The sequence below is a fragment of the Rhizobium hidalgonense genome (genome assembly GCF_002914525.1).
Taxonomy (GTDB): domain Bacteria; phylum Pseudomonadota; class Alphaproteobacteria; order Rhizobiales; family Rhizobiaceae; genus Rhizobium; species Rhizobium hidalgonense.
Map to the genome: position 1 here is coordinate 137,176 of NZ_LODW01000046.1, position 19,823 is coordinate 156,998.

The following is a 19,823-nucleotide window of genomic DNA, read 5'->3' on the forward strand; positions in this document are numbered from 1 at the left end:
CGGCGCCCCGGACATGGATGCATTATTTCTCGTCAGTTGGTAATGTAAACTGAAAAATGGCACCGTGAGGCGCGTTTGGCGTGGCCCAGAGCTGGCCTTTGTGAGCCTCTATGATCGAACGACTGATCGTCAGTCCCATGCCCATACCCTTGGGCTTGGTACTGTAGAACGCCTCGAATATATCGCCGATCTTCGCGAGGTCGAGGACAGGTCCGCTATCGCGGACTGCCACTAAAACGGTATTGGGGGCTGCCTTTTCAGTGCTTACGATGAGTTCGCGCGCTCCTTTTGGCATCGCCGCCATCGCGTCGTTGGCGTTCATGATAAGGTTCAGGATCACCTGCTGGATTTGCACTTGGTCCCCGACGATCGGGGGCAAGGCGTCGGAGAGGTTTGTACGAAGCGACACCGCACTGCGTTCGAGGTCCGTAGACACCAGCCCAATCGTCTCGGACACGATATCGTTGACGTTCAGCCGGTCCCTGCGTTCGGGTGATTTCTTCGCCATTGCCCGAATCCGGTCGATGACCTCGGATGCGCGAAAGGCGTCGCTGATCATGCGCTCGATGGCGCGACGGGCGGAGACGATGTCACGGGGATCCGCGTCGAGATAGCGAAGGCAGGCATTGCCGCTGCTGACCAGCCCGGTGAGCGGCTGTCTGACCTCGTGGGCGATGGAGGCTACAAGTTCTCCCATAGTGGTCAATCTGCTGACATGGGCAAGTTCTGCTCGCGCTAGCTGAATAGCATCCTCGGCTTGCCTGCGGTCGGTGATGTCACGCGCCAGCGAAAGACGGAACCATTGCTCTTCCTGTCGGAATTTGCCGACGCGAACCTCGACCGGAAACGTTGTTCCGTTCTTACGTCGGTGGAGCGTTTCGAAAGTCATTGGCCGCCCTGCGTCGACGCGATCCACCAATGTCGCGAGCGCCTGTTCGTCGATAGCTCCGTCAAAGTCGCGCGGGTGCATGCCAATCAATTCCTCCCGGCTGTAACCGAGGCTTTCACAGGCTTGGCGGTTGACGTCTATGCAGGTCAGATCGTCGGTATGGAGGAAAAAGGCATCGGTGGCATGGTCGACGAAGGTCCGAAAGCGCGTTTCGCTCGCTCGCAGCCTTTCCTCGGCTCGCTTGCTCTCGGACAGGTCGAGCACGAAGGCCACGGCTTGGCTCCCGGCCCCCTCGAAACTTGCCTCGCCGATCATCACCGGTACGTGACCGCCGTCCTTTCGCCGGTACACCTTTTCAAAGGGGCGGACGCTGCCGGTCACTCTCAGCTCGGTCTCGGTTTCGACGTCACGCTCGCGCCATTCCGGCGGTGTCAGCTCTTTCTCGAGCAACTGACCCGCCAAGAGTTCGTCACGGCTGTAGCCTACCATTTGCAGGAACGCCTCGTTGGCCTCGATAATCCGACCGCCGATATCTCGGATAAAAATTCCGATGATGTTCGCTTCGACAAGCCGGCCTATTCGCGCTTCACGTTCTGCCAGATCGCGGTAAAGTCCGGTGATTTCGAGCGTGCTGGCAGCTTGCGAGGCGATCAACTTCAACACCGGAATGCGCCCCGGCGCGAAGACACGGCCCGCCAGAGTGTTTTCCAGATACAGCGCACCGATCAGCTTGGCGTGGTTGATCAGCGGCAAACAGAGAATGGATCTGGCCGCGCGATGGCGGATATAGGGATCGGCCGCAAAGGCGTTTTCAGCCGAGGCATCGTCGAGGCTGACGATTTCGCGCATACGCAGGACGTAGTTGAGAACTGATTCCGGCATCACGCCGGCGATGGCCTCATTGCGCAACTCTATGTGGACCGCTTCGCCGCGGATCGTCGCCTCAGCGGCAATCCGCGGTTCGCCTCCACGCGACAGGATCAGAAGACCACGTTCGGCTCCCGCCTGCTCGACGGCCATTCGCAGCACCGTATCGATCAGCTTCTCGACGACGATTTCGCTGGAGACTGCTTGCGACACCTTGATGACGGTGGCGAGGTCGAGATGCTCGATCGGCGCTTCGATCGTGCTTGTTGCAGCCGGTGCCGATTGTCCATCCCGCAGTTGGGGGTAGGTTTCTTCGAGCTGCCGTACCTTGCCGTCGGCTCCCCAACTGAGATAACAGCGACGGGCGTTTTGAAGATAGAGGCGAGCAATCTGATCGAAGCCGCGCGCCCGGTAAAAGGCGGACGCGCGCTCATAGGCGATCGCTTCATCCTGTGGGAGCGCGTGCGCATGCGCCAACTGTATCGCCTGTTCATAGAGGCGCTCGGCATGCAACTCACGGTTTCCCAAGCGGGCGATCTCTGCGGCAAGCAATGTTGCGCGGCTTGCGAAATTCTCCGGGCAGTGCGCGGCCCAAGTGTCGAGCTGCCGGCGGTGAGCGTGTATGGCCTTGCGATAGAGAGCTGTTTCGGGGCACGATCCTTGCAAGGCAGAGGCCAATGAAAGGCCGGTGTAGAAGTGATATTCCGCCCGCTCGAAAATTGCGGGAGTCATCCAGAGGAGGCTTTCTGCTTTCGCCGCTGCCGAAAGTGCTGTGAGGGTGTCCCCGGCAAATACACATGCCTGTAGCTTGCGGATCCAGTACAGGCAACTGCCCGGCTTGCCGTCGGTCTTAAGTTCGAATTGCTGCTCGTCGAACCCTTCATCGTTGAAGCATCCGAAGATTGGCGTCAGCCCGCGAAGCGTTCGGATGAGTTGGAGCTGCCCGCTGATGAAACCGACGGCGACTCCGAAGCCGGCCTGACGCGCGAAGTCCAGGCCGGCTTCCGCATCGCGCTGAACCTGCGAGAGGGGCTCGCCAGCGGCCAAAAGATAAGTCACAAGGTTATTCCGGCTTAAGACGGCGTAGGTGAGATCGCCGACCTGCTGTGCCGTTTCGAAGACGCGCTGCGCAAGCGCACGGCCGGTGCGGACATGACGCGACGACGATTTCGCAAGGTTACCGAAGGCAAGGTAGACTCGTGCCTTCAGGCGTTCCATTCCAGGCTGTTCCGTCAGGTCCAGTCCGAGCAGGCCGAACCGAAAACCGGCTTCATAGTTGCCAAAATAGGGCCCGAGCACCGTGCCCACAGCAGTGAAGGCATAAGGCGATGTGTCGCTGTTGCCGTGCTTGAGGCTGATGTTGCCCATTCGCCCGATAACGAGGCAGCGCAGATTCTCGTTGGTAAACAGGGCCGGAGTAACAAGTGAAGTCAGAACGTCCATGGTCGCGAGCGCGACCGGATCCGCCATAGAGGGCGAGTTAAGCAACGCTTCGATAGGGCGGCCCCCGAGTTGTCGCCAAAGCCGCGCGTATTCCTGGCGCACCTGGCTCCTGGTCGGGCGGGACGACCACGAAATGCCGACCCGGTGCAGGTAGTCGAGGCCGAATATGATGGCCTGATCGCTACGACCCAGGCTCATGAAAAGATCGACGCGCAGGCGCGTGACGCGGGCCAGATCGGCGAGGCTGGTGGCTCGGCTTGCCAATTCCGCGAGGCGGGCCTGCGCCTCCGCCGGTGCCCCGGTCAAGAATTCGCATTCGGCCCTGTGGAGTTCGAGGGCGAAAGCGAGTTCGTATCGGCGCTCCCAGGCGTCGTTCGGCAGGTAAGCCGCACCCGTGCCGGCATAGGCCAGCGCCGCTTCGTAGGCAGCCGACGCCTTGGCGCGGCGAGTGGCAAGCAGGTTCAGGTCCGCGAGACGCTCGCGCTCTTCGCCGGACGCGATGAGCGCGCCGCCGCAGTTGAGTTGGCCGACGATCTCGAAAATATTCTCCTCGAGTGCCTGCGGCGGCGTATGCATCAGCAGGAGGCGGCCAATGGAAAGATGCGCTGCCGCCCGCTCATCTTCAGGGATCATTCCATATGCGGCCTCCTGGACACGATCGTGCAGGAAGCGGTATGATGACCCCTCTTCAAGCAGCACGAGTCCGGCCCGCGCCGCGGCCCAAAAGGCTGCATGAACCGCGTCGTGATTTTCGCTCCTGATCAGGGCCAGGGTATCAACCGCCGCGCGATTGCCGAGACATGCTAGCATGTTGAGGGCAGCCTGCGTGGTATCGGGCAGTCGTCGCAGCTTGCTTAGCATAAGATCCACGACGTTATCGGTATAGCCTTTGGCTCTTATGCGATCGAGATCCCAATCCCAGTGCGTCTGTTCGCGATTGAATTCGAGCAGGCCTTCGTCCGGCAGCGTGCTCAGGAACTGGAGCGCGAAGAAGGGATTGCCTCCGCTCTTTTTGTGTACTAGCCGCGCAAGCGGCTGGACACGCTTGCTTCCGCAATGAAGTGCGTCGGCCAGCATCCGGGTTAGATCTTCCAGCCTAAGCGGTGTCAGTACGATTTCATGGACTTGGCCACCGGCCTCCCGGATCGCTGTCAGCCGGCGGATCAGCGGATGGGTGGACGATACCTCGTTGTCGCGATAGGCGCCAATGAGTAGCAGGTGATGCATATCCTGCTGGGTGCACAAATCTTCAAGCAGATCGAGCGTTGCTGCGTCCAACCATTGGAGATCGTCTAGAAACAGCGTGAGCGGATGTTCTGCTGTGGCAAACACTCGCAGTAGGCGCCTGATGTTCAATTGGAAGCGGCGTTTGGCGTCCTGAGGAGGCAGATCCGTAACCGCCGGGAGCCGGCCGATGAGAGATTCAAGTTCCGGAATAAGCGTTACCATCAGCCGACCGCTCGCGCCCAGTTCTTCGGTCAAAGCAACGCGCCAGGGCGCGAGTTCCGCTTCACTCTTGCCCAGAAGCACTCGGACGAGGCCTTGCAGGGCCTGCGCTAGGCTCGCATAAGGAATGTTACGCTGGTTCTGGTCGAATTTGCCGGCGGCAAACAGCCCACGCGGCGGCACGAGCGCGCGGTGGAGCTCATTCACGACCATGGATTTGCCCACGCCGGCATGACCCGAAACCAGCACCAGCGTCGGCCCGGCACCCGCGACGACCCGGTCGAATGCGGAGGTTAGGGCGGCGATCTCGCGTTCGCGGCCGTAGGGCCGCTCGGAAATCACCAGTCTGTCCGGCACATCGCGTGTCCCGAGCGGAAATTCTGCGATCCGCCCATACTTCTCGCTCTCGACGAGGGCACGTCGCAGATCCGCCTCTAGCCCGGCGGCCGTCTGGTAGCGTTCCTCTGCGTTCTTGGCGAGCAGCTTCATTACGATTGCCGAGATAACGCCTGGTAGCTCTCTTACACGCTCGGACGGCGGCACCGGTCGCCTGGCAACGTGGCAGTGCACCCATTCCATCGGCTCCGAAGCAGTGAACGGCAACTGGCCGGTGATCATTTCGTAGAGCGTGATGCCGACGGCGTAGAGGTCACTGCGCGAATCCACCGATCGGTTCATGCGGCCGGTCTGTTCGGGCGCCATGTATGCGAGGCTGCCAGCAATGACCTCAGGGGGCTCGACGGCCTGGCGTGCACGAGCAAGATGCGACGCCACTCCGAAGCCCGTGAGACGGACCCGCCCTTCCGCCTCGTCCGCCAGTATATTCGCCGGCTTGATGTCCCTGTGAATGAGGCCGCATCCGTGAGCCTTGCCGACTGCCGCCGCAATGCCCTTGGCAAGACGCAAGAAGACAGTGAGTTCGGCGGCCATGCCATGGCTGTGCCGTCCCATCAACTGCGGCAGGGGCACGCCGCCGCAATCTTCGAGGACCAGCACGATACGACCATTTTCCGTTGTGAAATCCAGCGGTTTGGCTGCCCACTCCCGCTCGAGTTCGTCTCTCAGGCGATATTCGTGGGCCAGTCTGTCGAGGCTGGTTCGACTGGGATGTTCGGCTGCAAGCTGCACCCTCAGAACGGCTTTTGATGCGCCGTTGCCGCTCCGGATCAGCACTCGTGTGAAGATGCGATCGCCGTCACTCCAGGACGATTGTGGCTCGTGGTACCGAAGGTTAGTTGAAGTCTGCTGGCCGATCGACGCGAGAGCGCGCTTCCGTCCGAACATGTTCTTCCTGGTCTTCTGCTCATCCTTGACCGTGTCGTCCATGGCACACCGCTCGCTTCGATGCCGCCCGCATATCATCTGAGGTGCAGGCATCGCAGATCCAATCAAGCTTCACCGACTTTCCTCTCATGTCAACGAGCCTATGCTTCGGATTGTTGAGGCGGTCGCATCGCTGCTGACCTTCCCCCGACGCAGGTTCCGGGGATGCTGTTAAGGCAGTTCCGCGAAGAGCAAAGCTGCGGCAATGTGGTTGCATGCTTTAAGAGGCGCCGCGCCGGCAAGGGTGAAGGTCTTGCGGTCAAGCAAAACGCCGGCGCGGCAAAGTCGGCCCGTGATGGGAGGGCGTTTCTTTTAGGGCCGCTGCAACATTAACTCTGCCTGGAGCACCCTCGCTATTATGCCGAAGTATATTTGTTTAGCCCTTTCGCCCGATTTCCTAAACCAGACCGATTCTTCCCTGCCGACCTCCTCGTGCAGAAGTCATGCGATTTGCTGGCGCAGCGCGTTCGATCAGCGGACCGCTCTCGAATTGGCGCGCACGGTACGGCACGCTGCCGAGTAGATGAAGGGCCTTGAGGCAAATCGTCGGGAGCGCCTGCTGCAAAGGTAAAACACTTCCGAATTTCTCCGAAACCCAGTTCGAAGTAGCTGCAGCGTAGGACTGCGACAGCATCCCGTTCCTTGCGCATACGTAAGGATGTTCGAGTATCGCAAATGTAGGTCGAAACAACTGGACCTGCCAGTGGCATAGGCCTAGTTTGCGACCTGTATCGGAGGCCCCTTCATGCTGCAGGGGTCAACACGAAACGAAGCTCTCGCTGACGACATCGGCCTCGCGTTAAAAGAAGGTTGAACCCGATCCTGCCGAAACACCGCCTCATCCTTCTGCGCCACGCGAAGTCCGCCTGGCCCGACGGTGTTGCCGACCGTGAACGGCCATTGGCGGATCGCGGGCGCAAGGCAGCCCCCGTCATCGGCGCTTATATGGTGCGCGAAAAGCTGATCCCAGATATCGCCCTCGTCTCGCCGGCCCGCCGGGCGCAGGAAACCTGGAAGCTCGTCCGCAGGGCTCTTTCGAAAAAGGTCTCGGAAGTCGAAGCGGCCGATATCTACGAGGTGTCGGCCGAGCGCATGCTCGATGTGATCCGGGCCGTCGAACCTGGCATCCGCACGCTGCTCATCGTCGGTCACAATCCCGGTATGGAGAATGCGGCCTCGCTTATCGTGGCGGACGGCAATGCCGATGCCATGTGGCGTATGCGGGAGAAATTCCCGACGGCGGGACTCGCCGTCATCGACCTCGATCTCGACGGATGGGACGAGATTGCGGCTGGCACCGGTTATCTCGAGCGGTTTATAACCCCGCGATCCCTTGGAAAATAAGGCCACTTTCCGGTTTGAACTTGGGGGACATGGTGTAGGGCCCTGGTTCTACCCCGCGCCGGTTCCGAACGGGCCGCTCACGGTTCGACAACGGCGAATTGGTCGCAGAACCTATTCTCGTCAACGAAGCGATGGTGGACCGTCGGAGCGCCATCTGTCACCACGAACTGGCGTCCGATTTCCATTGGTCCTCTCTCTTCTTTCCACACTTTCTGAAAGGAAGAACTTCATCTCTCGAGCTTCCTAACATTGGTATGGTCTACACGGAACCAACCGGACGACCGGGCGTTTTTGGGTCGCGGGATTGGAGGTCGAAATGGCAAAGAAAAATAGCATTCCGAAGAAAATCGCTGGTTACAAGGTACCGAAAGCCCTTCGCAAGTCTTCCCTGATTAACGGATTGCTCGGGAGCGACATTGGTAGAGGCATCCTCGCCAATGCTCTGACGGCAGCTGCGGGTGCCGCCGCGGCGGTATTGGTTGAAGAGCACGACGATGTCGCAGATGCAGCCGACCGAAACATGAGAAAGGGAAGGCGGGCGCTCGGAACTGCGGGGACCGCAATGAGCCGGGCCGCCGAGGCCGCGATCGAAGCGGTGAAGTCATCCACGCGGGATGCGCTCCCCAAGCGCGTGCGAAAGGACATGAAGAACCGCCCTTCGGAAGGCGCGGTGCACTAGCAGCCGCGCCCGAAGATGCGGGTTATTTGGAACGCTACGCAGTTCAACGCTTCGCGCGCTCCGGGGTCGAAAAGGCCGCGGTGTCGGGTATCGCACGGATGTTTGTGCGCCTGGTCAAACGACATCCGCTTGTCGCAGCGGAGCTTCTGATCGCAGGGGCTGGCCGCGCAGGCAAGGTCGGCTGGGGCGAGCTGGAACAGCGGCTCACTGGCCGACGCAACGACGATGTCGAGCCGATTACGCACTCCGTCCCACTTATCGGATCATCGAACCAGGGAAGCGATGAGGCAGAATAGTCTCAACCGGCGCTCCACGCGCACGTCAGCGGTGACTATATAGAGTCTTGGATGCCTACCATCAGTCCTGCCGCTTATGCCGGCATTCAGGATCTCGTTTAGCATTCAACTCTACCCGCCGCAGCGGCTCGCCGCAGGACGCACATACCCGGCAAAGAGCTGCCGATGTGCGAGCCTTCCTATCGGAAACTCATTCACTACAATCGCGTGCCCAAAGATGGCCATTTCGCCGCCTGGGAGCATGCGCAGCTTTGCCGCAGAGCTGCGTGCAACCTTCCAGTCCCTTCGTTGAAGCAGGTCATTCCGCGGCCAGCAAGACGTCCATGAAGGCCTCAGGCATGGGCCTTCATGGCCCGCTCACCGCCACAGGCGGGCCGCCGTGGAAGAAATTCCGCTTCGAAGAGCCAAGCAATTGATTTGATTCGAACTGCCGATGGCCAATATGGTGCCGAGGGTTCGAGTCCGCTCAACTGCAATCTTACAAACTCAAAAACGCGCTTCTCGCGTTGAGGCGCGTTCAACGATTTCGTTTTTCAGCACCACCTTGCGGGGCGTCTGGGCTTCGCCATTCAACCGCTCGACCAGGAGTTTAGCCGCTGTGGCTCCGAGATCGTAGACCGGTTGGCGTACGACGGTAACGGGGGGCGTCGTGACAGATGTCCAGTCCGCATCGTGGAACGACACCAGCGACAGGTCGTCCGGAATGCTAAGCCCCAGTCGACGGTGAACCTTGAACACCTCCAGGCCGATTATACTGTCCGATGCAATGATAGCCGTCGGAGGCTGCGCCGATTGGAGCATCTCGGTAACAATGCGCTGCGTATGTTCCGGGGTGATGGCGCCGACGTGGACCCAATCCTCCGTGCCGATCATGCCAGCCTCGCGGCAGACGCCAAGAAACCCTTCGATGCGCCGCCGCACCGAGCCGGTACCGATGTCTTTTGCAGTGCGGAAGCGATGGTCCGGTGTGTCGCAGGCGGTAAGATAGGCGATGCGGCTGTGACCGAGCGCAATCAGCCTGCGCGTTATGTTTTCGGCGGCATGCCGGTCATCGGCAATGACGGTGTCGACGTCGAGCGTGTCGCTTCCGCGATCGAGCAACGCGAGCGGCAACCCGGATCGAACAGCCTCATGCAGGTGCTCGACATCGTTTTCTTTGGCGGGCGAGACGATCAGGCCGTCGACACGCTTGGCAAGCAGTGTCCCGATGGCCGCCCTTTCCGCGACGAAGTCTTCCCCCGAATTGATGAGGATGACAGTGAAGCCCGCCTGCCGGGCGACATCGGTGATGCCGCGCACGGCGAGGCTGAAGAATGGGTTTTCGATATCGCCTACGACGACGCCGATCGTGCCGGAGCGACCGGTCGTCATGCTGCGGGCAAGCTCGTTTGGCCGATAATCAAGTTCGCGCGCGGCGGCGGTGACGGCCTCGCGAACCCGGTCGCTGACGGTTCCATATCCGCCTAGAGCCCGCGCAGCCGTCGCCTTCGAGACGCCTGCCTTGTGCGCGACGTCGGCGACCGTCACGGAGGTGTTTCTGGGTGAGCTTTGGTCCATGAGCATAGCCTTACAAGAGATATTGGCGAGTGGCAAATGCGAAGACAGCACTTGACAAACGTCAAAGAGACCGGTCTCATCTCGACTGAGACCGGTCTCAGTAAGAAACGCACCTCCGGGTACGCTCATCACCGAACTGGACACACGGCACGCGCCGCCGTCCGCTTGGGACCTCGTGTGCCTTTGAAGACGAAGCAGATCACCACCACCAGAGGAGACGAAACCAGTGCAATTGATCCAAGCCCCTAAAATCGTCCTTGCCCGAGCGCGCGCCGCAGCTATCGCGGTTGCTCTGGCCGTACTGGCAGGTGCCGCAATGCCGGTCCATGCGCAGGAAAATCCGCTCGGCCTAATCGACCCTGCCGTCATCAGCGTCGGCACGATGGGCGATGCCAAGCCTTATGCCTTCACCACGGCTGACGGCGGTTTCACCGGCTTCGACATCGAGCTGTTCCTCAATGTCGCCGGCCGCCTGGGCTTCAAGAAGGAGCAGGTCATCTTTACCGGTCAGGAATTCTCGGCATTGATGCCTTCGGTGGCCAATAGCCGCTTCGATGTCGCCGCCGCCGCCATCGGGACGACGGAGAAGCGCAAGGAGACCGTCGATTTTTCGGATGGCTACCTGGCCGGTTTCCTCACCGTGCTGACGCCGGATGCCGGCATCACCGATGCGGCCGCCCTCAAGGGCAAGCGCCTTGGTGTGGTGCAGGGGACCTTGCAGGAAATCTATGCCGAGAAGAATTTTACCGGCGCTGATCTCGTCAAATTTCCGGATAACAACTCCGCCGTCTCCGCGCTCAATAATGGCACGGTCGACGCGCATTTCCTCGACTATGAAGCGGCCAAAGATTATTCGACGCGCTATCCAGAGCTGAAGGTCGCCGTCAACATCCCGAGCTTCGATGCGCCGGCCGGTTTCGTCGTCCGCAAGGGGAACGATGCCCTGCGCGAAGCGCTGAACAAGGGTCTGCACGAGGCCATGCAGGACGGTACCTGGAAAACCCTGCACGAGAAGTGGTTCCCGGGCACGCCAATGCCGGACGTTTATCTTCCCAGGCCGTGATGCCTCCGGCCGGTCCGGCCCTCCCGTCGGACCGGTCCCTCTTTCAAGGGACCTCCTGATGAATTGGCTTGAAAACCTGCGCCGCAGCTTCCTCGACTGGAACGCCATGGCCGAAGTCCTGCCGACCATGATCACCGTTGGCCTGAAGAACACGCTGATCCTTGCGGCGGCCTCGACGGTGCTCGGCGTGGTCATCGGCATGGTGCTCGCCATTATGGGCATCTCCAGATCGCCCTGGCTACGCATCCCCGCCCGTCTCTATACGGATATCTTTCGCGGCCTGCCGGCCATCGTCACCATTCTACTGATCGGCCAGGGATTTGCCCGTATCGGCCGGCAACTGTTCGGCCCGTCGCCCTATCCGCTGGGCATTCTTGCGCTAAGCCTGATTGCCGGCGCCTATATCGGCGAAATATTCCGCTCAGGCATCCAGAGCGTTGACCGCGGCCAGATGGAAGCCTGCCGCGCGCTGTCGATGAGCTACGGCCAGGGCATGCGGCTCATCGTCGTGCCCCAGGGCGTGCGCCGCGTGCTACCCGCGCTCGTCAACCAGTTTATCGGCAACGTCAAGGACTCGAGTCTCGTCTATTTCCTCGGTCTGCTCGCGACCGAGCGCGAGATCTTTCGTGTCGGACAGGACCAGGCCGTTGTGACCGGGAACCTCTCACCGCTTCTCCTGGCCGGGATCTTCTATCTTGTCGTCACCGTGCCGCTCACCCATGTCGTCAATGCTATCGACAATCGCCTGCGGCTCGGCAAGCAGCGCCCGGCAATCATCACCAGCGGGCTGGAGGAGGTGAGCGAACTCGATGGCGCCGGCCGTGCATCCGAGGCCACCTTTAAGGGCGGAAGCCTCGATGTACGCAATCTTGGCATGGCCTATGGCGAACTTGATGTCCTGAAGGGCGTCGAGCTCTCTGTGAAGCCGGGCAGCGTTACCTGCATCATCGGTCCGTCCGGCTCCGGCAAGTCGACATTATTGCGCGGGCTGAACCGCCTCGTCGAGCCGAAGAGCGGCGACATCCTTATCGACGGCGAAAGCATCCTTGCCATGAAGCCGGAAACGCTGCGCCGCCGTGTGGGCATGGTGTTCCAGCACTTCAACCTCTTCCCCGACCACACGGCCCTGGAAAACGTCATGCTCTCACTGACGAAGATCAAGGGCCTGCCAAAGGCCGAGGCCGAGGGCATAGCCAGAGCGCGGCTTGCTGATGTCGGCCTTGCGACCCGGCAATATCACCGCCCCGGCGGCCTCTCAGGCGGGCAGCAGCAGCGTGTCGCCATCGCCCGCGCGCTTGCCATGGACCCGGAGGTCATTCTCTTCGACGAGGTGACGAGCGCGCTCGATCCCGAATTGGTCAAGGGTGTGCTCAATCTGATGGCCGATCTCGGCAAGCGGGGCATGACCATGGTGGTCGTCACCCACGAAATGGGCTTCGCCCGCCGCGTGGCCGATCAGGTCGTGTTCATGGACGAGGGGCGTGTGGTGGAAGCTGGCACGCCTGAGGCGGTCTTCGACAACCCGCAAAGCCCACGCCTCCAACGCTTCCTTGCGGAAGTACTCTGAGCACGCGACAGGGGAACATTTAATGACACGAAAGATACGATGGGGCGTGCTCGGCTGCGCGGGCATCGCTGCCAAGGCGGTCATCCCCGCCATCCAGTCCAGCCGGCTCGGCCGTGTCACCGCCATCGCCTCGCGAGATCCGGGCAAGGCGACAGACATGGCAGCGCGCTTCGGCATCGCCAGCGCCTATGGCAGTTACGAGGCGTTACTGGCCGATCCCGATGTCGACGCGATCTACAATCTGCTGCCCAACCATCTGCATGTGCCGCTGACGGTCATGGCGTTTGAGCACGGCAAGCCGGTGCTCTGCGAAAAACCGATCTCCCTTGATGCCGCTCAGGCAATGGAATTCTCGGCGGCGCAAAAGGCCGCCGGCCTACCGGTCTGCGAAGCCTTCATGGTACGCCATCACCCGCAATGGAAGAAAGCGCGCGCCTTGGTCGCCGAAGGGCGGCTTGGCGAGGTGAGGACTATCCAGACGATCTTCTCCTATTATCTCGACGATCCTGCGAATGTGCGCAACCAGGCGGGTATTGGTGGCGGCGGTATGCTCGACGTTGGCTGCTACGCCGTCAGCACGGCCCGCTACCTGTTCGGCGCCGAACCGCTGCGAGCAATTGTCCTGATGGAGCGGGCCGACCTTCGGCACGGACCGCCTGACGAGTGGACTGCTGGCATTTCCAGAGGGAAGGCAGCTCACTTTTACCTGTTCCACGCAGCTTGCGCTCACGCAGAAGGTGACCGTGCTTGGAACAGGTGGGCGCCTGGAAATCCCGATCCCCTTCAACCCGCAGGCCGACAAACCGACGTTGCTTGTGCTCTATGATGGTCGCGACTTTGACGGCGGAGGGCGCGAGGAGATCGCCATGGAACCGGTCGACCAATACCGCGAGCATGGCCGATGCCTTCGCCGAATCGTTACTCTCCGGCACCCCGCTCGATACGGGCCTGGAAGCGCGATCGCAAACATGAAGACCATCGACGCGCTCTTCCGCTCCGCCGTCAGCGGCCGATGGGAAGAGCCCTGACCGACCCATCAACCCCATGACCAACCGAGTTGAAAGACACTACCATGACCGACAACACCATCTCTTCCGCCGTCATCATCGGCGCCGGCATCTTCGGCGTCTCCACGGCGGTCCAGCTAGCGCGGCGCGGTGTCCGCGTGACCATCCTCAATGACGGGCCGCCGGCCAATGGCGCTTCCGGTCGCTCCCTCTCCTGGCTGAACTCGGCACGCATGCGCTCCGAACCCTATCATCGGCTGCGCATGGCCGGCATCGACCGTTATCGCACGCTTTCTGCGCGGTTTCCGGATGCCGATTGGCTTCGCTTCGACGGCGGCCTGACCTGGGACGCCGATGACGAGCACAACGAGATTGATGCGGCTTATCGGTACGAGGTTTCGCTCGGCTATGATGCACAATGGCTGTCGGCCGCAGATGTCGCCGGCGTCACGTCCGGCGTGAATGCCAGCGCGATTACCGCCCAAGGCGCCATTTTCAATCCAGGCGAGGGTTGGGTCGATCTGCCCGCGCTGATTGGCCTGCTTCTGAAGGAGTATTCTACACTCGGGGGCGTGCTGGTTACAGACCAGGGAGCCGCACGGCCCTTGATCGAGGGCGGCCGTGCGGTCGGTGCCGAGACGACGATGGGCGTGCGCTTCCTGGCTGATGTCGTCGTGCTTGCTACCGGTCCTGCCGTGCCGAGGATGGCCGCCGAGAGCGGGCAGACCATCGGCGACGGGACCCCGGTTGCTCTTCTCGTGCAGACTAGGCCGCTCGCCCATCCCCTGCGAGCCGTCCTGAACACGCCGCGTGTCGCCCTTCGTCCCGGGCCGGGCAGCACTTTCTCGATCGACGCCGATTGGGCGGCAGACGAAGGAGTGACGCTACGCGAGGACGGCGGATACGATATCGACAACAGCGTCGTTGCGGCTCTTCTGGCCGAAGCTGCAAAGGTAATGGAAGGCAATCCGAAGCTGGAGGTCGCCACGATCGGCGTCGGAGGCAAGCCGATCCCCAGCGATGGCGAACCGGTCGTCGGTGCCCTCAAGGCCATTCCAGGCTGTTACGTTGCCTTCAGCCACAGCGGCGCAACACTCGGACTCATCCTTGGCGAGTTGCTCGCGTTCGAGGTTGTGACGGGCTCCGAACACCCCCTGCTCTCGACCTTCCGGCCTCAGCGTTTTGCCTTGAGTTAAGCCAAGCGGGTATCGGGAAGATCAGCCTGCCGCTACGGCGGCGGGCTCATCTTTTTCTAACACGTGAATGCAGACGTCGGTTCGTATCTCATTAATGCGAGCATTGAGCGTTGCTTGTTCATCCCTTGTATGCGCTCATCTGCAATATTGACCGGGGCCATGATGCTAACGCTCGCGGATGGCCATCGGCCATGACGTTCGCAAATGAGGGACCGAGCCCCTACCAGGAGCAAGCGATGGGCCCTGAATATTTGCTTGTCAGATCGTCATAAATTTGCACGGTGCCCTTGGCGGCATTGGCGCGGTCGAGCACCTGGCGCTCGCGTGCAAGAATCGCGATACAGGCCCGCCTTCGACGGCGGGCGCATGCGCTTCCTGCCAGCGCAGACCCCGGGCAGGGCGGTAGAATGAGACCTGCCGCTGCCACCGAGGCCCTGTTCAGCCGCCCAGTGGCGGGCAGCCCTTGACGATCAGCGGCAATAACGGCGCGAGCGCAGTTCGTCTCGGAAAGCTGGAGTTCATACGATCGGATCTCATCTTTGAGTCTGTCTTCGGCGGCCTGCTCCGCGGCCTCGGCGCCGGCCAGCCGCTTGCGGTGCTCTTCGGTCGCCTGGGCGGCCGATTGCGCTGGCGCGGCGCAATCGTAACATCGCCGCCGCGCCGATATAGAGCGCGAGCCCCGACAATGGCACCATCATTCGGCGTCGCCTCCGAGGCCGGAGGCCGGAGCCGTTGATGGATCCGGTCTATTCTCTCCTTCGAAAATTAAGATACGCAGCAACAAACAGCGACTTTGGTCGTTCAAGCGCAGTGTGGCTAGCGTCGGGAGGAAAAGATGCGGCTGGTGCCATTCCACTACGCGGGCACAAATGACCCGATAGTCTACATCAACCCCGAGCATGTGGTCGCCGTAAGGGCTTTCACCAGCAGCACCCATATTTATGTCAGCGTGCTGGGGAAAGATGCCTCGCCGAGCTACTACCCGGTCAGGGAGACGCTTGAAGAGGCTGTGTTGTTACTTACCGCCAGTTTATCAGGCGCTTGCTAATATACGCGGTTTGACGGAAAGTTCTTGGCGTGCCCCTTGGGGCCTAAGCAGCCTGGCAGAATCGGAGAACGCCGTGCCTCTCAAATGCATTTTGGCCGCAATAGCGATCGTCTTCGTGACACTCTCGGGATGCGCAACTAGTGGATCGGACAACACAACCTATGCACAGCCGCAAGGTATCGGTCCAATTCGCGGCGATATTGGCGGTTACTAGCCCGTCCCCGGTGTTTACCATCATCTGGACAAGCAGGCCCTTGAAGATCCAAGACTGCGATGTAGGTGCACGCTCAACTGCGTGTACGAGATGGGAACTCAACCGTAAGAATCGCTTTCGCAGTGTCGACTTCAAGGTGCGGACGGGCAGGGGTCGTTTGCGCGCGGATCGTCTCTAACCAAAGCAAATCAACAGGACGGCCGCCAGGGTGTGTTGCGCGGGAAATCTGCGTCGTAGCGCGCCATTGACGCGTGGATCGATCCCTCGCCGCACGTGAAGATCGGTAAATGTGGTCTCTTCGAAAGTGTACCCTATATTCCCCTCTATCGTCGGCAACCGAAAATAGGCGCTGACGGCTGAGGGTTACCATGTGCTCCCGCCTGCAAATAGCGGTGTACCCTCATGCGCAAGACCTCCGTCGATGTTACCCTGTCATCTTCCCACGACCTTCTAATTCGATCATACGAGTTGTTGAAATCAACGAACCGTCTCGTAAATGAGGCACCCCTGTTCCCCCACTGGCCTAGGAACGACGGTTCAGATCCGACGTCAAAACCAAGCGATGCTCACTCGGCCAAAAAACGACAGCGCTGTCTCGCCGGATGCGGCGATGGATCTACTTTCGCGCAAGGCTGTAATAATGGGTAGGTCAGTAAAGGGATGCAAGCGCCAGATTCGAAATCGCTCTGATCGAGAAACTTTGTTGGCCTACGTCGCGACGTATTGATTTCGCCTTGGATTGCAATATGCGGCTCTACCTGATTCGGTAAGAGCCTGCTCGTGCCGTGTTACCCAGGGGATGTTCCATATGCGTTTTGATCGCCTCGAAAAGCGCGACCGACGTTGTCGCCGGAAAGCCACCATCCCGACAGCAAAGCGAATCGCCTCTCGCAAAAGCTCGCACTCCAGTGGGAACATGGTGAACGTCACACTAGTCTTGAATTACATTGGTGACCAAATCGATGCCATCATCGTCAAGGTTAAGGAGATACTGCAGTCACCATGCTCTCCAATCGGGCGGTTAGTACAAGTACCCGGCTTTCAGGTGCTGTCAGCCTACACGACGTCGGCTCACTGCAGAGCCCGAGAGCCCGCTTTCACCGTCTCCGCGCTCGTTGGTTTCGCGCTCGCGGCTGACGGCGCTCTCAGTGGACCGAGCTAGACGTTGGCGCGTTGATACGAGTAGCGGCGAGCCCGACATACCTCCCGATTAAAATCGTCGCCATCTCCTCGACCGATCGGCAGCCGTGGTCGTAGAGTTCGATCGCCGCATCGCAGAGAAACGACGAAGCCTGGTCGTCCCACTCGACGTCGTAGTACCGATACCATTCCCGGACAGCTTTCGACATGATGCGATAGTCGTTTGGAGTGTCCCTTGTCATTGGAAGACCTCTGAAAGGCTCCGCTTCGACGTGGCGAGCTAAGGGATCGCCGGTTCATTTGGCCTTGAGAGCTGAAATTGGAAACGGATCAGTGCCGGCCGATTTCGGTTTCAACCTTCTTCCGTGAGTTTCCGGCGCTTTTGACGGCCTTCTTGACGGTGTCCTTGGAGACGCCTTCTTTCTTCGCTTCGTATTTCACCTCATGATCCTGGCCGCCGGCGACGCGGGCGCGATCCTGTGTGCGGCCTCGGGATGTCTGTTTCTTTGCCATCGGGTTTCTCCCTTGATGAAGGTCCGCGAGAGAAACTCGCCACGATTTCCGTGGTTCCCCGGAAACACGCATGTCCGTATGCTTGGCTTCAAGCGACGGCCGAACCGGCTATGCATTTTCGGACGAAGGATAAATAGGGTGACGTACAGACCTATGGACGCTGGAGGCACGATGGGCGGGAACCACACGGTGATCGATACCGTCGAGCCTCCGAGCCCTCCGCACTGGGGCTGCCAGGGGTCATTGCATCGGATGGGGTGGTGACGACGCTTCTGATCGATGAAGACGATGACAGTGTTGCCACTCATTCCTCGATCCGCGGGTGGAGGCTGCGCGTGAAGCGGATGGGTAGCTTTTGCTCAACCACCAGGACAAGTCTTCATCAGAATCAATTTCTGAACGCACTTCCGTAAGTTATTGAAAAATGATTCGTTTCGTGTCGGAACGAATCACCCTGAGACGTCTTTGAGTCGCGACAAGGTGATTCGGAGAAGCGTCATGGCAACAGGGCATCGCGCGCAGTGGAAGGGCTTCATTAAATTCGGTGAGGTCTCCTGCGGAGTAGCGCTTTATACGGCGGCAAGCACGTCAGAGCGCCTTACGTTCAACACGATCAACAAGGCATCCGGGAACAGGGTGAACCGCGTCTTCATCGACAGCGAGACAGAGGACCCGGTTCCCAAGGAGCAACAAACCAAAGGCTTCGAGATCGAGAACGGCCAGTACATCATCATCGATCCCGAAGAGATCGCCGCGACGATCCCGGAAAGCAACAAGACGCTGGAGATTGAAGCCTTCATTCCCTGCTCAGATGTGGACGACGTCTACTTCGACAAGCCGTACTACCTGACCCCTGACAAGATGGGCGGCGACGCCTACGCAGCTCTGCGCGACGCCATGAAGAAGTCAGACGTCGTCGCCATAGCCCACACCGTTCTCTTCCGCCGGATGCGGACCGTGCTGATCAGGCCGCATGGCAAAGGCCTCATCGCCACGACAATGAACTATGACTACGAGGTGCGCTCGTCGAAGAAGGCCTTCGAGGAAATTCCCAAGCTGAAGATCGAGGGGGAGATGCTCGATCTCGCCAAGCACATCATCGGCACCAAGAAGGGAACCTTCGACCCTGCGACCTTCGACGATCGCTATGAAGCCGCTCTCGCAGACCTGGTCAAGGCGAAGATCGAGGGCAAAGCCTTGCCGAAGCCCAAGAAGGTCGAAGTGTCGAAGCCGAACGATCTGCTCGCCGCCCTCCGCGAAAGTGCAGGGATGATGAAGGCGGCGGCGGACAAGCCGAAGCGCACCGCCGCCAACGCCAATCAGGGCACTGGCCGACAGCGCGCCACACGCGGCGCAGCTTCAAAAGCCACCGCTTCTGGAACTGCACCGCGTCGCAAGGCAAGCTGAGGAGATTGACCGATGGCACCGCGTTATTATTGGAAAGGCTACCTGAAGCTCTCGTTGGTCACCTGTCCTGTGGCGATGACCCCCGCGACCAGCGAGAGCGAAAAGGTTCGCTTCCACACCCTCAACCGCGACACTGGAAATCGGGTCGTTTCGCAATACGTCGATTCTGTCACGGGCAAGCCTGTGAAAGACGAGAATGAGGCTAAGGGCTACGCCCGCGGCGAGAACGACTACGTGATCTTGACCGAGGACGATCTGGATCGGGTGGCGCTCGACACGGTGAAAACCATCGACATCGAAAAGTTCGTTCCGGCCAACAGCATCGAGTGGATCTACCTCGAGAAGCCCCACTATCTGATGCCTGACGACGCGGTCGGGAACGAGGCTTTCGCCGTCATCAGGGACGCGATGAAGGCCGATAAGGTCGTCGGCGTTTCGAAGCTCGTCATGGGCCGGCGCGAGCGTGCCGTCATCCTCGAACCCCGCGACGAAGGCATTGTCCTTTGGTCGCTAAGGTTCGGCGACGAAGTACGTCCGGAGGAGAATTACTTCGAAGACATCGAGGCGGAAGCCGATCCCGATCTCGTTCCACTTGTTCAGCAACTCATCAAGCAGAAGTCGGCCCGCTGGTCCACGAACATGGTCAGGGACCCGATCCAGGCCAGCCTGGTGAAGCTGATCGAGGAGAAGAAGAAGCTGCTGAAGCCCAAGAAGACCGCAAAGGGTAAAACAGCGCCAGCGCCGGCATCGAACGTCGTCAATATCATGGACGCATTGAAAAAGAGCATCCAGGCCGACCTCAAAGGCCGGAAGGCGGGGTGAGT

The 19,823-nt window shown here is 60.3% G+C and carries 14 protein-coding genes and 1 pseudogene; 10 read left to right on the forward strand and 5 right to left on the reverse strand.

The window, feature by feature from the left end; translation table 11 throughout:
* Positions 1–22: 22 nt before the first annotated feature.
* Positions 23–5,971, reverse strand: a complete 5,949-nt coding sequence (locus tag ATY29_RS08800) for an AAA family ATPase (protein ID WP_097536009.1) — start codon at positions 5,969–5,971, stop codon at positions 23–25.
* 816 nt (positions 5,972–6,787) lie between these two features.
* Between ATY29_RS08800 and ATY29_RS08810 the strand changes: the two genes are divergently transcribed.
* The 3 genes from ATY29_RS08810 to ATY29_RS08820 all read left to right on the forward strand — a co-directional run bounded on the left by ATY29_RS08810 (position 6,788) and on the right by ATY29_RS08820 (position 8,287).
* On the forward strand, positions 6,788–7,312 hold the full coding sequence (locus ATY29_RS08810) for a SixA phosphatase family protein (RefSeq protein ID WP_097536068.1): 525 nt from the start codon (positions 6,788–6,790) through the stop codon (positions 7,310–7,312).
* A 316-nt stretch (positions 7,313–7,628) separates the two neighbouring features.
* A complete protein-coding gene (locus tag ATY29_RS08815) occupies positions 7,629–7,991 on the forward strand; it encodes a hypothetical protein (protein WP_097536011.1) in 363 nt (120 codons plus the stop codon).
* 26 nt (positions 7,992–8,017) lie between these two features.
* Positions 8,018–8,287 (forward strand): hypothetical protein, encoded by a 270-nt coding sequence (locus ATY29_RS08820; protein ID WP_097536013.1) that lies wholly within the window; start codon positions 8,018–8,020, stop codon positions 8,285–8,287.
* A 486-nt stretch (positions 8,288–8,773) separates the two neighbouring features.
* On the opposite strand, the gene ATY29_RS08825 is transcribed toward ATY29_RS08820, so the two are convergent.
* Complete coding sequence (locus ATY29_RS08825; RefSeq protein ID WP_097536015.1) at positions 8,774–9,844, reverse strand: LacI family DNA-binding transcriptional regulator; 1,071 nt, start codon at positions 9,842–9,844, stop codon at positions 8,774–8,776.
* Positions 9,845–10,160: 316 nt separating this feature from the next.
* Between ATY29_RS08825 and ATY29_RS08830 the strand changes: the two genes are divergently transcribed.
* The 4 genes from ATY29_RS08830 (at position 10,161) to ATY29_RS08845 (ending at position 14,677) form a co-directional block, all read left to right on the forward strand.
* Positions 10,161–10,907: an ABC transporter substrate-binding protein gene (locus ATY29_RS08830; protein WP_244597377.1), complete on the forward strand. Its 747-nt coding sequence runs from the start codon at positions 10,161–10,163 to the stop codon at positions 10,905–10,907.
* A gap of 58 nt (positions 10,908–10,965) precedes the next feature.
* A complete protein-coding gene (locus tag ATY29_RS38175) occupies positions 10,966–12,474 on the forward strand; it encodes an amino acid ABC transporter permease/ATP-binding protein (protein ID WP_097536019.1) in 1,509 nt (502 codons plus the stop codon).
* Positions 12,475–12,496: 22 nt separating this feature from the next.
* Entirely contained in the window at positions 12,497–13,300 is an 804-nt protein-coding gene (locus tag ATY29_RS08840) for a Gfo/Idh/MocA family protein (RefSeq protein WP_310856043.1), read from the forward strand.
* 246 nt (positions 13,301–13,546) lie between these two features.
* Complete coding sequence (locus ATY29_RS08845) at positions 13,547–14,677, forward strand: NAD(P)/FAD-dependent oxidoreductase (RefSeq protein ID WP_097536021.1); 1,131 nt, start codon at positions 13,547–13,549, stop codon at positions 14,675–14,677.
* A gap of 220 nt (positions 14,678–14,897) precedes the next feature.
* On the opposite strand, the pseudogene ATY29_RS37575 reads toward ATY29_RS08845, so the two are convergent.
* Positions 14,898–15,119 (reverse strand): annotated as a pseudogene (locus ATY29_RS37575) (hypothetical protein).
* Between the two features lie 393 nt (positions 15,120–15,512).
* On the opposite strand from ATY29_RS37575, the gene ATY29_RS08855 reads away from it, so the two are divergent.
* On the forward strand, positions 15,513–15,725 hold the full coding sequence (locus ATY29_RS08855) for a hypothetical protein (protein ID WP_097536025.1): 213 nt from the start codon (positions 15,513–15,515) through the stop codon (positions 15,723–15,725).
* 1,359 nt (positions 15,726–17,084) lie between these two features.
* Here ATY29_RS08855 and ATY29_RS08865 read toward each other — a convergent pair.
* Positions 17,085–17,321: a hypothetical protein gene (locus ATY29_RS08865; RefSeq protein WP_097536029.1), complete on the reverse strand. Its 237-nt coding sequence runs from the start codon at positions 17,319–17,321 to the stop codon at positions 17,085–17,087.
* A gap of 88 nt (positions 17,322–17,409) precedes the next feature.
* A complete protein-coding gene (locus tag ATY29_RS08870) occupies positions 17,410–17,592 on the reverse strand; it encodes a DUF3606 domain-containing protein (RefSeq protein WP_097536031.1) in 183 nt (60 codons plus the stop codon).
* Positions 17,593–18,090: 498 nt separating this feature from the next.
* On the opposite strand from ATY29_RS08870, the gene ku (ATY29_RS08875) reads away from it, so the two are divergent.
* Both ku (ATY29_RS08875) and ku (ATY29_RS08880) read left to right on the forward strand, forming a co-directional pair.
* Positions 18,091–18,999 (forward strand): non-homologous end joining protein Ku, encoded by a 909-nt coding sequence (ku, locus tag ATY29_RS08875; protein WP_097536033.1) that lies wholly within the window; start codon positions 18,091–18,093, stop codon positions 18,997–18,999.
* Between the two features lie 12 nt (positions 19,000–19,011).
* Positions 19,012–19,821 (forward strand): non-homologous end joining protein Ku, encoded by an 810-nt coding sequence (gene ku, locus ATY29_RS08880; RefSeq protein ID WP_097536035.1) that lies wholly within the window; start codon positions 19,012–19,014, stop codon positions 19,819–19,821.
* The last annotated feature ends 2 nt before the right edge of the window (positions 19,822–19,823 follow it).